This is a genomic window from Ruegeria sp. CDSC068, assembly GCF_059610545.1.
Map to the genome: position 1 here is coordinate 283,148 of NZ_JBXWNV010000001.1, position 17,954 is coordinate 301,101.

Sequence of the window (17,954 nt, forward strand, 5' to 3'; positions counted from 1 at the left end):
CTGCCCGTGTCTGCAGTGTTTTATCTTTGCCGGACCCTACGCGAAACAACGTACCGAAAGCCATGCCCGGAATACGGGGAATTTCCAGTGTGGCTGCGCAGTGACAGCATAGGCTTTGCCGCCCGTTGACGCCCAACGGCCCCTTGCATAGGAAGGACAAAACCCAACGGAACCGGGCGCAGTGGCGTCCAAAGGGAATGTCATGACCGACCAGTCCAGCGCACCACGTTCTTTTCAAGAGATTATCTTGCGGCTTCAGACCTATTGGGCCTCAAAAGGCTGCGCCATTCTGCAGCCCTATGACATGGAGGTTGGTGCAGGTACGTTCCACCCGGCGACCACCTTGCGCGCGCTGGGGTCGAAAACCTGGGCCGCAGCGTATGTGCAGCCTTCGCGCCGTCCGACGGACGGACGCTACGGCGAGAACCCCAACAGGTTGCAGCACTATTATCAGTATCAGGTGCTGATCAAACCCAGCCCGCCGGATTTGCAGGACCTGTATCTCGGCAGCCTCGAAGCCATCGGCATCGACATGAACCTGCATGACATCCGGTTTGTCGAAGACGACTGGGAAAGCCCCACTCTGGGCGCTTGGGGTCTGGGTTGGGAAGTTTGGTGCGATGGCATGGAAGTCAGCCAGTTCACTTATTTCCAGCAGGTCGGCGGCCATGATTGCGCACCGGTCTCGGGCGAGCTGACCTATGGTCTGGAGCGTCTGGCGATGTATGTACTTGGCATTGATCACGTGATGGACATGCCGTTCAACGATCCGCAGTCACCAAGCCCGCTTTCCTATGGCGACATCTTCAAGCAGACCGAAGAAGAATACGCCCGCTGGAACTTTGACGTGGCCAACACCGAAGTGTTGTTGCGCCACTTCGAAGAAGCCGAAGCTGAGTGCGCCGCCATTCTGGCACAAGAGCATGACGACCCAAAAACTGGCAAGCGCATCATCATGGCGCACCCGGCCTATGATCAGTGCATCAAGGCCAGTCACGTGTTCAACCTGCTGGACGCGCGGGGCGTGATCTCGGTAACCGAACGTCAGGCTTATATCGGCCGCGTGCGGGCTTTGGCGAAGCAATGCGCAGACGCATTCCTGCTGACCGAGGCCGCCGGGTTCCAGGCCTAATGCGCCGCTCAGGCCAGTCCGGGCAGCAAGACCTTAAGGCCAGCCGCGATCATGCTGATTGCGATGGCCGACAGGATCATGCCCATGAACCGGCTCATGATAACACGAGCATTGTCAGAAAGACGTTTGGCAATGGCTGCGGCGTTCCAGAATGTCACGAACAGCAACAGCAGGACGGCCAGGAAAACGCCAGCGTAAACAATGGCATCTACCGGTTTATGGATGTGGCTCGCATACAGGATCAACGTAGTGATTGTGCCCGGCCCGACAAGGATCGGAAAGGCCAGCGGATAAAAGGCAACCGTATCAGGTTCGGGGTAGGATTGCCGTTCCCCCTCGGTTCCGTGATGCGACGTGCTGGGCTTTCCGTTCAGCATGTTCAGACCAATCATCAGAACGACCAGACCACCCGCGACGCGCAGGTCATCGACGCTGATGCCGAACAGGCTGAGCGTTTGACTTCCCACAGCCGCAAACGATGCGCCAAGGATCAGGCAGTAGAGGGCCGTCTTTGTAGCCACTTTGCGTTGCTCAGCCGGGGCAAGGCCGTCGGTGACGCTAAGGAATACTGGCAGGTTCGTGATTGGATTCATGATCGCAAAAAGCGCTCCGAAGAATCCTACGGCAAGGGTGCTGTCCATTTCAAAAGTCTCTTTCCGGCCTGTAATCAATTGGAACCTGTCCTATTTTTACCGATGGTGAAAGAGGCATCGTGAGCAAAAGGAAAAGACGATGACAGGAAAAGTGCTTGCGATCATAGTGCTGATCTCGGCGGCAGTAGCCGGTTTTGGGATGTATTACCTGCAGATCTACGGGTTTTATTATGACGTGGAATCTAAGCCCGGGCAGGATGTCATGTTGATGACGGAAGGGGCCGAGGCGCCCACGCCTATATCCTACAGTGCGTTTCAGGCGATTGACGCGGACAGCTCACCCATCCGCTACCGTGCGTGTTTCGAAACGGATCTGACGCTTGCGCAGATTGAGGAAAACTATGTCGCGGTCGAGAATGCAGAGCCGCTGACCGCGCCCGGATGGTTCGATTGCTTTGACGCCGTGGCGGTGGCGGATGCCCTGAAATCAGGCGAGGCCAAAGCCTTTCTGGGCGCAAAAAACATCCACTTTGGCGTTGACCGAATTGTTGCCGTTACAAATGGCGGCAAAGGCTATGTCTGGCACGCGCTGAACAATTGCGGCGAAAAGGCCTATGACGGCACCGTGATTGGCGAAGAATGCCCGGACCGGCCACAGAATTGAGGATATGATGACCGCCGAGACCCTGCAGATACCTGATTTCCTGACCGCTACGTTGGGCTTTGCGGTGTATCTTTTGGGGGTCGAGATCAATGCGCGCGTCGCCGCATTGCGCCAGTTTAACATTCCCGAACCAGTCACGGGTGGCCTGCTGGCCTCACTGGTCGTGCTGATATTGTATCTGGCCTTCGATCTTGAGCTGTCCTTTGGCCTTGCCACACGGGATTTTCTATTGGTGGTGTTCTTTGCGGGCATCGGGTTAAACGCGCGACTCTCTGACCTGATATCAGGCGGCAAGCCTCTGTTTTTACTTTTGATCCTGACTTTGGCGACGATAGTCGCGCAAAACGGGATCGGGGCAATTGGGGCGTCTATGTTCGGGTATCCGGCGCAGGCTGGGGTTCTGTTCGGCTCGGCTTCTCTGATCGGCGGCCATGGAACCGCGATCGCCTGGGCACCTGAGGTGGCCGAGGCCACCGGTCTGGACGGCGCGACTGAGTTGGGGGTTGCCGTCGCTACCCTCGGGCTGGTTCTGGCCGCTTTGATTGGCGGGCCGATCGCAAGGCTTCTGGTAGAGGGGCGCAACCTCAGCCCCGCGCGTCCGGATGAGGACCACACTGTCGGCCTGCCGATCGATTCCGACGAAACGGCGATAAAGATTGACCATGTCACAATCATGCGGGTCTTGTTGTATCTCAATCTCGCGATCATCGCGGGGTATTTCTTGGGAGAGGTGATCAGCGCCGCTGGCCTGAAGCTGCCCCTGTTTGTGCCTTGTCTGATCATGGGCATCGTAATCGCAAATCTGCGCGCAACGTTTTTCCCCAGCCGTCCACCGATCGAACGTACACCCTCACTGGCGTTGATCTCGGAATTCTCGCTGGGCGCGTTTCTGGCGATGTCGCTGATGAGCCTTCAATTGTGGACTATCGCGGAATTGGGCCTGGCGATTGTGGTCATCATGTCGGCCCAGACCCTGTTCACCGTAGCTTTCGTAATCTGGGTTCTGTTTCCGGTCATGGGCAGCAATTATCGCGGCGCCGTTCTGGCCGCCGGTTTCGGGGGCTTTGCCCTGGGCGCCACCCCGACTGCAATTGCAAATATGACCGCCGTCACCAAGCGATATGGCCCATCGCCTATTGCTTTTATCGTATTGCCCCTTGTATCCGCATTCTTTGTGGATATCGCTAATGCCATCGTCATTCAGACGATCGTCAATTTCTAAGGACCGAATATGCCCGACCTGCTGATCGAATTGTTTTCCGAGGAAATCCCCGCGCGCATGCAGACTCGTGCCGGCGAAGACCTGAAAAAGCGGATCACCGATGGTTTGGTCGAGGCTGGTTTGACCTACGCATCTGCTGCTACGCTGACAACGCCGCGCCGCCTGACGCTGGCGGTCGAAGGGTTGCTTTCGGAAAGCCCCATGATCCGCGAGGAACGCAAGGGTCCGAAAGTCGGCGCGCCGGACAAAGCCATCGAAGGTTTCCTGCGGGGCGCAGGTCTGACCCGCGATCAACTGGAAGAGCGTGAAACACCCAAAGGCGCGGTTTATTTCGCCACCGTCGAAAAACCGGGCCGTCCCGCTGCCGAGATCATCGCCGAGGTACTCGAGGCGACGATCCGCAACTTCCCCTGGCCGAAATCCATGCGATGGGGCAATGGCGGTCTGCGCTGGGTGCGTCCGTTGCACTCGATCCTGTGTATTCTGACCGATGAGGCTGGCGCGCAGGTCGTGCCGATGGAGATCGAAGGCATCAAGTCCGGCGATACCACGGAGGGTCATCGTTTCATGGCGCCGGGTCGGTTCGCCGTGTCGTCCTTTGAGGATTACGCCGCCAAGCTGAAACGCGCATTCGTTGTGCTGTCGCCTGCAGAACGCGCTGAGCATATTTGGAACGACGCCCAGAACCTTGCTTTTGCGGCGGGTCTGGAAGTAGTCGATGACAAGGGCCTGCTGGCCGAGGTCGCGGGTCTGGTCGAATGGCCAGTTGTCCTAATGGGGCGGATCGACGACGAGTTTCTGGAACTGCCTCCCGAGGTTCTGCAGACCTCGATGAAAGAGCATCAGAAGTTCTTTTCCGTGAAGAACCCCAAAACGGGCCGGATTGAGCGGTTCATCACTGTTGCGAACCGTGAAACCACCGACAACGGCGCGACCATTTTGGCAGGGAACCAAAAGGTGCTGTCGGCCCGTTTGGCCGATGCCAAGTTCTTCTGGGAGAATGACCTCCGCGTTGCCAAATCGGACATCGCCCAATGGACCCGCGCGCTGGAGAATGTGACCTTCCACAACAAGCTGGGAACTCAAGCCGAGCGGATCGACCGCATCGTGGCGCTTGCCCGCGAATTGGCCCCGGTGACGGGCGCGGATGCCGATCAGGCCGAGAAAGCCGCTCGATTGGCCAAGGCCGATTTAAGCTCCGAGATGGTCTATGAATTCCCGGAACTTCAGGGGCTTATGGGTCGTTATTACGTCGAAGCCGCCGGCGAGGACGCCGCCGTGGCCGCCGTGGCGCAGGAACATTACTCGCCGTTGGGGCCGTCGGATGATGTGCCCACCGCGCCGTTGTCAGTAACTGTGGCGCTGGCCGACAAGTTGGACACGCTGACCGGGTTCTGGGCGATTGAGGAAAAGCCCACGGGATCGAAAGACCCGTTTGCCCTGCGCCGCGCGGCGTTGGGCGTGACGCGATTGATACTCGAAAACGATTTGCGTCTAAGATTGGATCGGTTCTTTGATAGCCAGTTGGTTCGGGCAGAGGGTGCCATCAATGACGCGTTGCCGAAATCAGATGTCGAGGACCTGCTGGAAGAAATCGCGGATCACGGCGTCTTCGGTGCAGCCTTCAAAGCGGTCAAAGACAATCTCGGCGACAAGCCGACCGCTGAATTTCTGGGGTTGGAGAAGAAAGTCCCGGACGCGTCCGACGATCTCCTCTCCTTCTTCCACGACCGACTCAAAACCTTCCTCCGCGACGAGGGCATTCGCCATGACATCATCGACGCCTGCATCGCGATAGACGGCAATGATGACCTCAACCTGCTGGTCAAGCGCGCCCGCGCGCTGAATGCCGTGATCGCGACCGAGGATGGCGAAAACCTCGTGCAGGGGTTCAAGCGCGCCAACAATATTCTGACCCAGGCCGAGGAAAAGGACGGGGTCGAGTATTCCTATGGCGCTGATATCAAATTTGCGGAGACTGACAGTGAAAAGGCTCTGTTCGGCGCGTTAGAAGCTGCACAGGCCAAGATCGACCCGGCGCTGAAAGCCGAGGATTTCCCAAGTGCGATGTCGGCCATGGCCGACCTGCGCGGCCCAGTGGATGCGTTTTTTGAGGATGTTCAGGTCAATACCGACAATGACATCCTGCGCCGTAACCGCCTGAACCTGCTAAGCCAGATCCGTCAGGTCTGCTCCAGTGTTGCTGATCTGAGCCGCATCGAAGGCTGATCCAGAACGCCCTTGCGCCGTTGGTGCAGGGGCTTATGCTGCGGTGAAATCAAAAGGTGCCGCAGTGCAGAATAATCCGCATACTACGCTTATCACGTCCGAAGCGCCCGTTGCTGCCAACACGCATGGCGGGCGGGCGAAATGTCTGCAACGTCTGGTTCGTCTGGAACTGCCGGTTCCACGAACGGTCGCCCTGTCGTTTGATGCGGTGCATCAGATATCGGATGGGCAGGTGCCGGATTTGGCCGCTGTTCTTGAGCAGTTTGAACAGACCGCGCTGCTGTGTGTCCGGCCCAGTTCAGAAGATCCCGATTGGGGCGGCCCGGGTGCCATCCTGAACATCGGCATGAATGACGCGCGCTATGTTGACCTGTCGGATTCGATGGGGGTCGAGGCCGCGGCTGCGCTGTATCTGCGCTTTGTCCAAAGCTACGCGGTTCATGTTGCGCGGCTGGACCCGGATGTGTTTGACGAGATCGATGCAGATGGCCGTGAGGGGCTGCAGAAATCTCTGAGGGCTTACGAAGACGAGACGGACGAAGCCTTTCCACAGGATCGCGGAGAGCAGCTGATTGCCGTGCTGCGTTCGATGGCACGCGCATGGGAGGGCACCTCGGCGCGATTGTTGCGTCAGGCAAAGGGGGCGCCGGCGGACGCGGGTCTGGGTTTGGTGATCCAAGAGATGATCCCCGGCGTTGGGCAGGGCGAGTGCGGATCGGGTGTGCTGCAACTAATTGATCCGACCACTGGATTGCCTCAGATCACCGGTCGGTATCTGAGCCAAAGTCAGGGGCGGGATGCGCTGGGGGAAGGCGTCGCGGCGCTGTACCTGGAAAAGGATCCGCGCGGAAAGTCCCTGGAGGAGGTCGCGCCCAAGGCATTTGCGGACCTCAAAACGCATGCGGCGCTGATGCGGGTCAAGCTGCGCGAGGAAATGCAGGTCGAGTTCGTGATTGAAAACGGCCACGTTCACATTTTGGATGGTGTCCGGGTTCAACGCAGCGCACGCGCGGCGATGCGGATCGCTGTGCGCCTGGCCGAAGACGGGATCATTCCTCCGCAAGAGGCTGTAATGCGGGTTGATCCACATTCCCTGAACGAGCTGTTGCACCGGCAGGTTCACCCTGATGCGGAACGCGACACCCTGACCACCGGAATTGCCGCCAGTCCGGGTGCTGCGACCGGCAAAATCGTTTTCACCTCGGCCGAGGCTCAGGCAAGCGCCGCGCGGGGAGAGCCGTGCATTTTGGTGCGCCGTGAAACCTCCCCGGAAGATGTGCGCGGTATGCATGCCGCCGTGGCGGTCCTGACGGAAAAGGGCGGCATGACCAGCCACGCGGCCGTGATTGGCCGGGGTTTGGGCCTGCCGTGCATCGTCGGCGCGTCCGAGATGCGGTTTCAGACAAAGAAAAAACAGCTGATGGCTCCCGACGGGCGGGTTTTCAAAACAGGCGACACATTGACCATCGACGGTAGCTCGGGTCAGGTGTTGGCGGGTAGGCCGACGATGCTCGAGGCCGCGCTGGATGATTGTTTTCAGACCCTGATGGGTTGGGCGGACGCAGAGCGAGACATTGCAATTCGCGCCAACGCGGACACACCCGCAGACGCACAAACAGCGCGGAACTTCATGGCGCAAGGGATCGGGTTGTGTCGGACTGAACACATGTTCTTTGACCCCGGTCGTCTGATCGTAATGCGCGAAATGATCTTTGCGCAGACCTCATCCGGTCGCGAAGCGGTGTTGGAACGCTTGTTGCCGATGCAGCGCGATGACTTCGCGCAGCTTTTCCGGATCATGGAGGGACAGCCTGTCTGTATCCGTCTGTTCGATCCACCGTTGCACGAGTTTCTTCCGACGACGCGCACCGGGCAACGCGAACTTGCCGAAGCGCTAGACCTGCCAGTCTCAGATGTCGAACGCAGGGTCGACGCCATGACCGAATATAACCCGATGCTGGGCCTGCGCGGCGTACGTCTGGGTGTGACGGTTCCCGAAATCTACGACATGCAGGCGCGTGCGATTTTCGAGGCGACACTTGAAGCCAGCAAAGACGGCGCACCGGTGGTGCCCGAGGTGATGATCCCGCTGGTATCCGCCAAGCGCGAGGTCGAACTGGTCAAGGCGCGCATCGATTCCGTGGCAGCGGCCGTCGCCGCCGAACGGGGGCAGGAATTTGAGTACCGGTTGGGCGTGATGGTCGAAACCCCTCGGGCCTGTTTGCGGGCGGCCGAAATCGCGCCGCAAACCGCGTTTTTAAGTTTCGGAACCAACGACCTGACGCAGATGACCTATGGCCTGTCCCGCGATGACGCTGGTCGGTTCATGTCGGCCTACGTCCGGCAGGGTGTCTTTGTCGAAGATCCGTTTCACGTGTTGGATGCGGACGGAGTTGGCGAATTGCTTAAACTGGGGGCTGAACGCGGCAGGCAAGCACAGCCAGAAGTGACATTGTCAGTTTGCGGCGAACATGGCGGGAACCCCGAATCAATCGCCATTTGCCGGGAATTGGGCTTTGACTATGTGTCCTGTTCGCCCTTCCGGGTGCCCGTCGCTCGGCTGGCTGCCGCTCAACTGGCAATTTCGTCCAGACTTGGGGGTTGACAGAAGGGTGGCACTCTAGAATTAGTAGGTAACAGAAAGCGCCGTCGTCAAATATTGTTGACGAAACGGCGATTTTCCACTTGCTTTTCCGTCAGAACTGGACGTCGCCGTTTGAATTCGGTAAGAGCCTCATCGCGCCCGCCGGGGGAGGGTCTGGCGCTGAATGTGCCTGTGCGAGGTTATCTGATGCTACGATACATATTGGCTGTTGCCACATTGGCAGCAACCGTGCTGCCGAGTGTTTCCATCGCCGAGAGGGAAGCCACCGAATCTGCCAAACGCGAACTTGTGACCCGAAGCGAATTGCCCGGGCAAAAGTTCCGCGATTATTTGGGCCTGTTCAAGCCGCGTAAATCGCCTGTGCTTGAAAAAGTATCCTATTCAAAGAATTGGCTAGACCAATTGCCAACCGCCACTGGGGACGAGAACTTCAAATGTCTGGCCGAGGCGCTGTACTTTGAAGCGCGCGGCGAAAGCGTTCGCGGTCAGTTCGCCGTGGCCGAGGTGATCCTGAATCGGGTCAAAAGTAGCCGCTTTCCAAGTTCGCTGTGCGGGGTGATCAAGCAGGGAACCGGTAAGAAGTACCAATGCCAGTTCACCTACACCTGCGATGGTCAGAAAGAAGTTATCCGCGAGAAAAGAGCCTATGAGCGTGTGTCCAAGGTTGCCCGCGCGGCAATCGACGGCGTTGGCGTCGGGCTGACCGAAGGGGCGACCCACTACCACACCAAAGCGGTGCGCCCGTCATGGTCACGTGTCTACAAAGAAACGGCCCGGATCGGCGTTCACATTTTCTACCGCCACAACTATCGGACCGCGAGCAACTGATTGACGCACCCGCGCTGGAACCTTGATTGCGCGGGGCGTTTTCTGCCTTATGTAGCGGGCCAGGAGGTCCGCCATGATGTTATCCCGCAGACGGTTTCTGCAAACTTCGACCGCGCTTGCTCTGCTGCCAAAGGTAGCACATGCGGTCAGCTCTGATCTGGTCGCGCAAGAAGCGGTGCAACAGATTGCGCCTGACGGATATCCAGCTACGCCGGTTTGGACCTATGGCGGCCGCGTTCCCGGAGTCGACATCCGATTGCCTCAGGGCGGGCGCGTCAGTCGCAAGCTGATAAACAACCTGTCTCAACCGACGGCAGTGCATTGGCACGGAATTCGGATCGACAACGCAATGGATGGCGTGCCCGGGTTGACGCAGGACGCGGTCGAGATGGACCAATCCTTCGACTATGACTTTGTTGCGCCAGATGCAGGAACCTATTGGTATCACTCGCATAACCGGTCTACCGAACAGGTTGCCCGAGGTCTCTATGGACCCCTGATCGTTGAAGAATCTAACCCGCCGGATGTTGATCAGGATCTGACGCTGATGTTGGATGATTGGCGGCTGGACCCTGAAAGCGCGCATATCGTGGATGATTTTGACAATGGACACGACCTTAGCCATGCGGGGCGGCTGGGTAATCTGGTGTCCGTCAATGGCGGCTTTGATCCGGCTTATCCTGTTGGATCGGGGGAACGATTGCGATTGCGTCTGATCAATGCATCGAACGCTCGGATATTTGATTTGGCGTTGGACGGGCTGGCGGGTTGGATCGTGGCACTGGATGGCATGCCGCTGGCAGTTCCATTGCCTGTAGAGGACAGCTTTCCACTTGCGCCCGCACAACGGGCGGACCTTGTCGTGGATGTGACGTCCGCGTCCGGGGATGTCGCGGGTCTTGCCAGTATCGAGCGGGATGGCGGCTATGGCTTGGTACGCTTTCAAGTTTCCGAAGCGTCCACATCGCAAAGGCAGGGTATTGAACCATTGCCTGCGAACAATATGCCTGAATTTCAGTATGATCAGGCACCGCTGCATCGTATGTCCCTGCAGGGCGGTGCGATGCGATGGCTGGAAGGGGCCAAGCTTGGCGATCAGGACCTGACAGGCCGTGAGCTGGCTCAACTGGGCCGGTTCTGGGCGTTGAACGGATACGCGGAACGACCCAAGGATCCGTTTCTGGATGCGCGTCTGGGTCAGGTGCACCGGATCGAGTTTGTGAACGAAACCGCTTTCCCTCATGCCATGCACCTGCATGGTCACCACTTCCGGCTCATCCTGCCGGATGGCAGTTTGGGGCCTTGGCGCGACACCGTGCTGGTGGACCGGGGCCAGACCCGTCAGATCGCGTTGGTCGCGGACAATCCGGGAGACTGGCTGCTGCATTGCCATATGCTGGGACACGCTGCTTCGGGTATGATGAGCTGGTTCCGCGTAACCTGACGCCGCATTCGATGGCTGGAAAGACGCATGTTGCGGTGTTATACGCCCGCGCATCGTTTATTTTGGGCAAACACGTCCACAAAGCCCGAAAAGGTCCGCCTGTATGAGCTCTGAAATCCGTCTTGCCTTTGCGCACCCGTCCGAGCGGTCCGAAGCGACCGCTGCCCGGGGGCCGTTGGATCGTATTTCTCTGCGTGATCATATCGTCGAGGTTGAAATCGGCGCGTTTCAGGCCGAGCGTGGAACGACCCAGCGGATTTGCTTTAACATCGTGGTCGAGGTTCGCCCCTTGAGTGATCCCATCGACGATGACGTGGATCGCATCCTGTCTTATGACCGGGTGACTGAGGCGATCGCGTATGAGCTTGCGGCGGAACGTCTTAACCTGCTTGAGACTTTGGCAGACCGGGTGGCCGAGCGAATTTTACTTGAACCGCAGGCCGTAAGAGCTTTTGTCAGAATAGAAAAACTGGATCGTGGTCCTGGCGCTTTGGGTGTCGAGATCGTGCGCGGAAAAGACAAGACTCACCACGACGTCGTCGAAGAGGAACGCCCGCATCCCCGTCTGGCTTTCCTGTCGAATGAGGCCATTGCCTCGCCCAATCTGACCGGGTGGATCGATCAGTTGGAAAACCGCGAACGACCCCTAATCCTGTGCGTCGGTGCGGCGGATATGCCTGTTTCACAGACTGGCCACGCGATGACCCAACGCCGAATTGATCTGTTGGCGATTGAACAGAATGCCTGGGTTTTAGCTGCCCGCGATCACCGCTGTGTCGTCGTTTCAACGCGGACTGAGCTGGATTGGGCCATGAAAAATGGTCAGATTTGCGTCTGGGCGCCCTCGAAAATCGTGCTGGATGCTGTTGACGGCCAATCGGCGGCACCTTCGGATGCGGTCGCGCTGGCGGCATGGTTTGCTGCCACTTTTGAGGCGAGTGAGATGATGGTGATCGGCGGCGCGCTGCCCGACGCCCCTGAAACCCCTTTGCGTGCGATCTCGGTGGATCAGGCACAACTGTGACCGCTTATTTTCGACCTCTGGTTCAGCATGGTCCGAACCGTCCGCCGGGTTCAGTGCCGCTAGCTGGCCAGCCGCTTTGGTTTACCCATGTTGAACGGTTAAGCCGAAAAGAACGTCCAATGATCATTGCCGTGCAGGATGTACCAGGTGATGCGCTGGACCGACTGACGCGTCCGCGTGCCGATGTTGCGGGCCTTGCCATGGATCGCCCGCACATTATGGGCATTCTGAATGCGACCCCAGATAGTTTCTCGGATGGCGGTGTGCACAATTCGGTCAGCGCGGCCCAATCTGCGGCTGAACAGATGGTTTCACAAGACGCAACCATTCTGGATATCGGCGGCGAATCGACCCGACCCGGCGCAACCTTCGTGCCCGAAGATGAAGAGATCGCCCGGACCCGCCCCCTGATCGAAGCCATCAAATCCCGCACTGATGCGTTGATATCCATCGATACGCGCAAATTCGCCGTCGCCAAAGCCGCGTGGGAGGCCGGAGCAGGGCTGATCAACGATGTAACAGGATTTACCTTCGACCCACAGCTTGGGCCGTTTTGCGCGCAAGTTGGCGCTCCGGTCTGTGTGATGCACATGCAGGGCGATCCGGGCACGATGCAAGACAATCCGACCTATGACGACGTTCTGCTGGACGTCTACGATTTCCTTGAAGGTCAGGTGGATCGTCTCGAAAACCTCGGGTTGGATCGGGATCAGATTATCATTGATCCGGGCATAGGGTTTGGCAAGACCGAGGCACATAACCTGGCCTTGCTGCAGGGGATCAGCCTGTTTCATGGTTTAGGTTGTCCGATCCTGTTGGGCGTGTCCCGCAAAGGTATTATCGGACAAATAGGCAAAGAGCCGCGCAAGGACGCCCGCGCGCCGGGATCAATCGCCGTCGGGCTGGCTGGATTGTCACAAGGCGTTCAAATTTTGCGCGTGCACGATGTTGCTGAAACCGCTCAGGCCTTGCGCCTTTGGGTCGCCGTCCGGTAAGGCGGAGGCAGGCAAGAAATGACGGAGTGACATTATGCGCAAGCTGTTCGGAACCGATGGGGTGCGGGGTACCGCCAATACCCATCCAATCACGGCCGAAATGGCATTGCGCATCGGGGCCGCCGCTGGCCGTTACTTTCGCCGTGACCAATCAGACGTTCACCGTGTGGTGATCGGTAAGGATACGCGCCTGTCCGGTTATATGGTGGAAAACGCCCTGACGGCCGGATTGACCTCGACCGGGATGAACGTGTTGCTGCTTGGGCCGGTTCCGACGCCCGCTGTCGGTCTGATGACACGGTCGATGCGCGCAGATCTGGGGGTCATGATTTCGGCCAGCCATAACCCGGCCGAAGATAATGGTATCAAGTTCTTTGGCCCTGACGGATACAAGCTGTCTGATCAGGCGGAGCTCGAGATTGAAAGGCTGATCGAAGAAGGTGTCAAACCTGCGCAGGCCCAGAATATCGGCCGTGCCAGACGGGTGGATGATGCGCGATTCCGATATGGTGAACGCGTCAAATCTTCGCTGTCGCGTGACTTGCGTTTGGATGGGCTAAAAGTTGTAGTCGATTGCGCCAATGGGGCCGCGCACCGCACGGCGCCCGAGGTTTTGTGGGAACTGGGTGCCGAGGTGATCCCGGTCGGCATCACGCCGAATGGTAAGAATATCAACCTCAACTGTGGCTCGACCAAACCGCAGCTGGCTGCCGAAACCGTCGTGGCCCATGGTGCAGATGTCGGGATTTGTTTGGATGGTGACGCCGATCGCGTCGTCATGATCGACGAGAATGGTCAGGTCGCGGATGGCGATCAGTTGATGGCGCTTTTGGCGACCAGTTGGGCCGAGGCAGACCGCCTGAAAGGCGGTGCGTTGGTTGCAACGGTGATGTCGAACCTAGGTCTGGAACGTCATCTTGAAAACCATGGTCTGCGTCTGGAGCGCACCGGCGTCGGGGACCGCTATGTCGTTGAACGTATGCGCGAAGGCGGGTTCAATCTGGGCGGCGAACAATCAGGCCACATCGTCATGAGCGATTACGCGACCACAGGTGACGGCCTGATGGCGGGCCTCCATTTCCTGGCGGAGATGGTTCATACGGGTCGCAAAGCATCGGAATTGGCTGTGCAGTTCGAAACCGTACCGCAAATGCTGAAGAATGTGCGTTATGGCGAAGGACAAGCTCCGCTTGAGGCCGCCAGTGTGCAGGCTGCAATTTCTGACGCCGAGGCGCGGCTGAACGGGCAGGGGCGGTTGCTGATCCGCAAGTCGGGTACGGAACCTCTGATCCGCGTCATGGCGGAATGTGAAGATGATGCGCTGCTGACCCAGGTTGTCGACGGCATCGTTGCCGAAGTCGAGGCCGTCACAGGCTAGCGCCCGGTCAGCATCTTTCGCAGGCTGAACCACTGACTGATGGCAAGACCTGTCAGGATCATGGCCAGCGCCACGAAAAAGCGCAGCGGCAACGCCTCGGACAGGACCCATGCGCCGAACACCATCGACCAGATTGGCACTTGGTAGTTAACGAGTGTCATGAACACCGATCCTGCGCTGCGAATGACGGATACGCGCAGCAGTGTTGCGAATGCCGTAGGGACCAACCCCAAAACGATGATGGCAATGCTTGGGCGGGTACCTTCCCATGTCGGGACGCCTTCAGTCACGAACATGATCGGCAGCAGGATTACTGCGCCGACCAGCAGGGTCAGGGCGGCCAGAACCACCGGATCAATGGGCGGGCACTGCCGGGTGAAGATCGACGCGCAGGAATAGCATAAAGCGGCCCCGATGCAGGCCAGTTGCGCCAAAGGTTCCGACCCGTGGCCGAGTTGCGCCAAGCCGGGGCCGATCAGCACCAACGCACCGCAGAATCCAAGGGTCACGCCCACCAGTTTTCTCAGGTTCAGGGGCTCGTCCGAAAAGAAGTGCGCCAGCGGCAGTACCATCAGAGGGATTGCGGCCATGGACAGTCCCGCGAAGGCGGACGGTACGTATTGCTGCCCCCAGCTTAGCAGAACAAAGGGCAGGGCCGAGGACAAGATACCGATCACGATGACCGAAGCCCACAGGGCGGCCGACCCCGAGGGTAGCTTGCGGTTTGTAGCGGCCATCAGCCCCAGCAACATTACTGCGCCCAGCGTCGTCCGCGCGGTGGCGACGGTGATAGGTCCATACCCTTCCAGCGCCATGGCAACGACCATGAATGTCCCGCCCCAGATCAGGCCGAGGATGATAACGCCGCTCCAATCGCGGGATGTGGGGTGCTGGACCATCTTCGTCTCGGCTTGGGGCATGGACAAAAAAGGGCGGCCAGATGGGCCGCCCTTTCCCATTCGCTTGGCAGGATCAGTTCTTTTCCTGATCGACCAGCTTGCCGGCGGAAATCCAGGGCATCATGTCGCGCAGTTTCTTACCAACCTGCTCGATCTGGTGCTCATCATTGTGGCGGCGAGCCGCTTTGATGGTCGGCTGACCAACAGCGTTTTCCAGCATGAAGTCACGCACGAATTTGCCGGTTTGGATGTCCGACAGCGTCTCTTTCATCGCTTTCTTGGTCTGCTCATAGGGCAGGATCCGTGGGCCGGTGACGTACTGGCCGTACTCGGCAGTGTTCGAGATCGAGTAATCCATGTTCGCGATACCGCCTTCATAGATCAGGTCAACGATCAGCTTGGTCTCGTGCAGACACTCGAAATAGGCCATTTCGGGTGCATAACCTGCCTCAACCAGAGTTTCGAAACCACAACGGATCAGTTCGACGATGCCGCCGCACAGAACGGCTTGTTCGCCGAACAGGTCGGTTTCGCATTCTTCACGGAAGTTGGTCTCGATGATGCCCGAGCGACCGCCACCAATTGCCGAGCAATAGGACAGGCCGATTTCCAGCGCTTTGCCGGTCGCGTCGTTGTTCACGGCAACCAGGCAAGGCACGCCGCCGCCCTTGACGTATTCGCCGCGCACGGTGTGGCCGGGGCCTTTGGGAGCCATCATGATGACGTCGATGCCTTCTTTCGGCTCAATCAGACCAAAGTGGACATTCAGGCCATGGGCAAACGCAATGGCCGAGCCGGGCTTGATGTTGTCATGCACGTATTTCTTGTAGGTCTCGGCCTGCAGTTCGTCGGGCATGGTGAACATGATGACGTCGCACCAGGCTGCCGCTTCGGCGATACCCATGACTTCCAGGCCTTCGGCTTCAGCTTTCTTGGCCGATGCGGAGCCTTCGCGCAGAGCGACGACAAGGTTCTTCGCGCCCGAGTCGCGCAGGTTCAGTGCGTGGGCGTGGCCTTGCGAGCCGTAGCCCAGGATCGCCACTTTCTTGTCTTTGATCAGGTTTATGTCGCAATCGCGATCGTAATAGACGCGCATGTCGCCGGTCCTTTCTGGTTAGATTGCCGAGGGTTTTACCTGCCGGATGTTGTATTGGCGATAGGGTTGCACTTGAGTATTTGTGAAAAAGATGAAGAATAATTCGTGTAACACCAGAAATGCGAAAAATTCATGCTTGATGACATTGACCGCCGAATCCTGCGCCACTTTCAGGCCGATCCCAGCCTGACTGCTGCGGAACTGGCCGAGCGTTGCCGTATCAGCCAGGGTGTCTGCTGGCGCCGGGTCGAAAAGATGCAGGCAACCGGAATAATCCAGGGGCAGGAGGCCGTGATCGATTGGGCGGCGCTTGGGTATGCTGTCGAGGTTTCGCTGCGCGTAACGCTGGACAAGACGCAATCGCGCGCGTTTGACGAATTTACTGCCGCCGCCCGGCAAGTGCCCGAGGTGATCGAATTGCAAACATTTCTGGGCAGGGTGGATGTGCGGCTGTCGGTGATTGCCAGGGACATGTCACACTACCAACAACTCTACCGTGACCGCATTCTGACCCTGCCGCATATCGCGGATATTGAGGCCTTGATGCATATCGCGAGGGTCAAGAGCGAAGAGGTCTTGCCGGTATGACCGAATTGGATGAGCTGGACCGAAAAATACTGTGTGCGTTGGCTCAGGACGCCTCCCAGAGCGCCGGGGCGTTGGGGCGTAAGCTGGGTCTGTCACAACCGGCGACATGGCGCCGCATCCGCCGGCTGGAAACCTCGGGCGTTATCAAAGGTCGCCGGCTGCGCCTGAATGCCGAGGCGTTGGGATTTGGCGTGACGGTATTCCTTGGCGTGAAACTGGCGCGCAAGGGTCAGGTCAGTCTGGAGGATTTTGAGCGTGCCGTCAGTGCTATTCCAGAAGTTCAGACCGTCGAGCATGTGCTGGGTCTGTACGATTATCGCCTGCGAGTGGTTGCCCGCGACCTGTCCGATTTTGAGCGGGTCCTGCGCCGTCGGATTATGACCTTGCCCGGCGCAGGAGATGTCGAAGCCAACGTCCTGCTAAGTGAGGAACGTTTGCCGGGACCGATCGGATAAGCCCGTTCAGTACCGAGTGCGGATGCAATATCCGGGATGGTGCGTCATCCGGGCAAATGCCATCGGATTTCCGTTCTTCCAGGTCGTGCGCTCTAGCTGGATCATCGACGTTCCGGGGGTTGTTCCCATGAATTCCGCCAATCGTCCGTCCGCGGATATCGCGCAAAAGGAGACCTCAGCCTCGGTAAACGGAGAGGCGTTCAGTAGCCATTCATGAGGGCCGTGGTTGGTCAGATCGGCATGTTCGATTTCGGGCACCGCATCTATGTTGATCCAGCGTTCTTCCAATTGGAAGGGACGGTTATCTGCATAGTGCATACAGATGACTTGCAGGACGCGAATGTCCGCCGATACACCGATCTGTGAAGCCAGCCAACCGGGGCTTGCGACCACGTTGCGTTCGACCAGCGAGTACCGATAGGTTGCATTTTGGTTTTCAACCGTTTGACGAGCCAAAGAAAATTCCAGCTTGGCATGCTTGCTGGGTTCCTTTTTGACCCGGGTCCCGCTTTTGCGTTTGCGCTCGACAAAGCCCTGATCGGACAGTTCGCGCAGGGCACGGTTCACTGTAGCGCGTGCGCAATTGAATTCCTCGGCAAGTTGCGTTTCGGTTGGCAGAAGCGATCCCTGCGGCCAAATGCGGCTTTCAATCCGCCGTTTGACTTCGTCCCTTACAACTTGAAAACTGATCCGCTTATGCGCATTCACCTGTCGAAATACCTTTCTTCTGTAAAGTGAGTGCATCTGGTCAGAAACACGTCAGAGTGTAAAGGGCAGCTGACACTAATTGGCGTCATTTCTT

The 17,954-nt window shown here is 58.3% G+C and carries 16 protein-coding genes; 12 read left to right on the forward strand and 4 right to left on the reverse strand.

What is annotated here, in order from left to right; genetic code table 11:
* Nucleotides 1-202: 202 nt before the first annotated feature.
* A complete protein-coding gene (locus AC2FID_RS01330; RefSeq protein ID WP_058274256.1) occupies nt 203-1,132 on the forward strand; it encodes a glycine--tRNA ligase subunit alpha in 930 nt (309 codons plus the stop codon).
* 8 nt (nt 1,133-1,140) lie between these two features.
* On the opposite strand, the gene AC2FID_RS01335 is transcribed toward AC2FID_RS01330, so the two are convergent.
* Nucleotides 1,141-1,773, reverse strand: a complete 633-nt coding sequence (locus AC2FID_RS01335; RefSeq protein ID WP_058277621.1) for a MarC family protein — start codon at nt 1,771-1,773, stop codon at nt 1,141-1,143.
* A 91-nt stretch (nt 1,774-1,864) separates the two neighbouring features.
* Here AC2FID_RS01335 and AC2FID_RS01340 point away from each other — a divergent pair, with 91 nt between their 5' ends.
* The 9 genes from AC2FID_RS01340 (at nt 1,865) to glmM (ending at nt 14,114) form a co-directional block, all read left to right on the forward strand.
* On the forward strand, nt 1,865-2,389 hold the full coding sequence (locus AC2FID_RS01340; RefSeq protein WP_496835054.1) for a DUF6446 family protein: 525 nt from the start codon (nt 1,865-1,867) through the stop codon (nt 2,387-2,389).
* Nucleotides 2,390-2,396: 7 nt separating this feature from the next.
* Nucleotides 2,397-3,611, forward strand: coding sequence for a sodium/glutamate symporter (gltS, locus tag AC2FID_RS01345; RefSeq protein WP_496835056.1), 1,215 nt, complete (start codon nt 2,397-2,399; stop codon nt 3,609-3,611).
* Between the two features lie 9 nt (nt 3,612-3,620).
* Entirely contained in the window at nt 3,621-5,840 is a 2,220-nt protein-coding gene (gene glyS / locus AC2FID_RS01350) for a glycine--tRNA ligase subunit beta (RefSeq protein WP_496835058.1), read from the forward strand.
* A gap of 43 nt (nt 5,841-5,883) precedes the next feature.
* A complete protein-coding gene (locus tag AC2FID_RS01355; protein ID WP_496835060.1) occupies nt 5,884-8,445 on the forward strand; it encodes a putative PEP-binding protein in 2,562 nt (853 codons plus the stop codon).
* 186 nt (nt 8,446-8,631) lie between these two features.
* Nucleotides 8,632-9,273, forward strand: a complete 642-nt coding sequence (locus tag AC2FID_RS01360; RefSeq protein ID WP_145975887.1) for a cell wall hydrolase — start codon at nt 8,632-8,634, stop codon at nt 9,271-9,273.
* Between the two features lie 73 nt (nt 9,274-9,346).
* Complete coding sequence (locus AC2FID_RS01365) at nt 9,347-10,717, forward strand: multicopper oxidase family protein (protein WP_496835061.1); 1,371 nt, start codon at nt 9,347-9,349, stop codon at nt 10,715-10,717.
* Between the two features lie 103 nt (nt 10,718-10,820).
* Nucleotides 10,821-11,741 carry a dihydroneopterin aldolase gene (locus tag AC2FID_RS01370; protein WP_496781420.1) on the forward strand — a complete coding sequence of 307 codons (921 nt, stop codon included), beginning with the start codon at nt 10,821-10,823 and terminating at the stop codon, nt 11,739-11,741.
* Complete coding sequence (folP, locus tag AC2FID_RS01375) at nt 11,738-12,736, forward strand: dihydropteroate synthase (RefSeq protein ID WP_496781419.1); 999 nt, start codon at nt 11,738-11,740, stop codon at nt 12,734-12,736. Before AC2FID_RS01370 ends, folP begins: the two co-directional genes overlap by 4 nt.
* 34 nt (nt 12,737-12,770) lie before the next feature.
* Nucleotides 12,771-14,114, forward strand: coding sequence for a phosphoglucosamine mutase (glmM, locus tag AC2FID_RS01380; RefSeq protein ID WP_058273913.1), 1,344 nt, complete (start codon nt 12,771-12,773; stop codon nt 14,112-14,114).
* On the opposite strand, the gene AC2FID_RS01385 is transcribed toward glmM, so the two are convergent.
* Together AC2FID_RS01385 and ilvC are read right to left on the reverse strand one after the other, a co-directional pair.
* Entirely contained in the window at nt 14,111-15,013 is a 903-nt protein-coding gene (locus tag AC2FID_RS01385; protein ID WP_496776383.1) for a DMT family transporter, read from the reverse strand. The genes glmM and AC2FID_RS01385 overlap by 4 nt on opposite strands.
* Nucleotides 15,014-15,086: 73 nt before the next feature.
* Entirely contained in the window at nt 15,087-16,109 is a 1,023-nt protein-coding gene (gene ilvC / locus AC2FID_RS01390; RefSeq protein WP_108858914.1) for a ketol-acid reductoisomerase, read from the reverse strand.
* Nucleotides 16,110-16,241: 132 nt separating this feature from the next.
* On the opposite strand from ilvC, the gene AC2FID_RS01395 reads away from it, so the two are divergent.
* A complete protein-coding gene (locus tag AC2FID_RS01395; protein ID WP_108858913.1) occupies nt 16,242-16,697 on the forward strand; it encodes an Lrp/AsnC family transcriptional regulator in 456 nt (151 codons plus the stop codon).
* Complete coding sequence (locus AC2FID_RS01400) at nt 16,694-17,152, forward strand: Lrp/AsnC family transcriptional regulator (RefSeq protein ID WP_113789069.1); 459 nt, start codon at nt 16,694-16,696, stop codon at nt 17,150-17,152. The genes AC2FID_RS01395 and AC2FID_RS01400 overlap by 4 nt, the downstream gene beginning before the upstream one ends.
* 6 nt (nt 17,153-17,158) lie before the next feature.
* Here the strand turns inward: AC2FID_RS01400 and hutC are convergent, their stop codons facing one another.
* Nucleotides 17,159-17,860, reverse strand: coding sequence for a histidine utilization transcriptional repressor HutC (gene hutC / locus AC2FID_RS01405; RefSeq protein ID WP_282118729.1), 702 nt, complete (start codon nt 17,858-17,860; stop codon nt 17,159-17,161).
* Between the last annotated feature and the right edge of the window lie 94 nt (nt 17,861-17,954).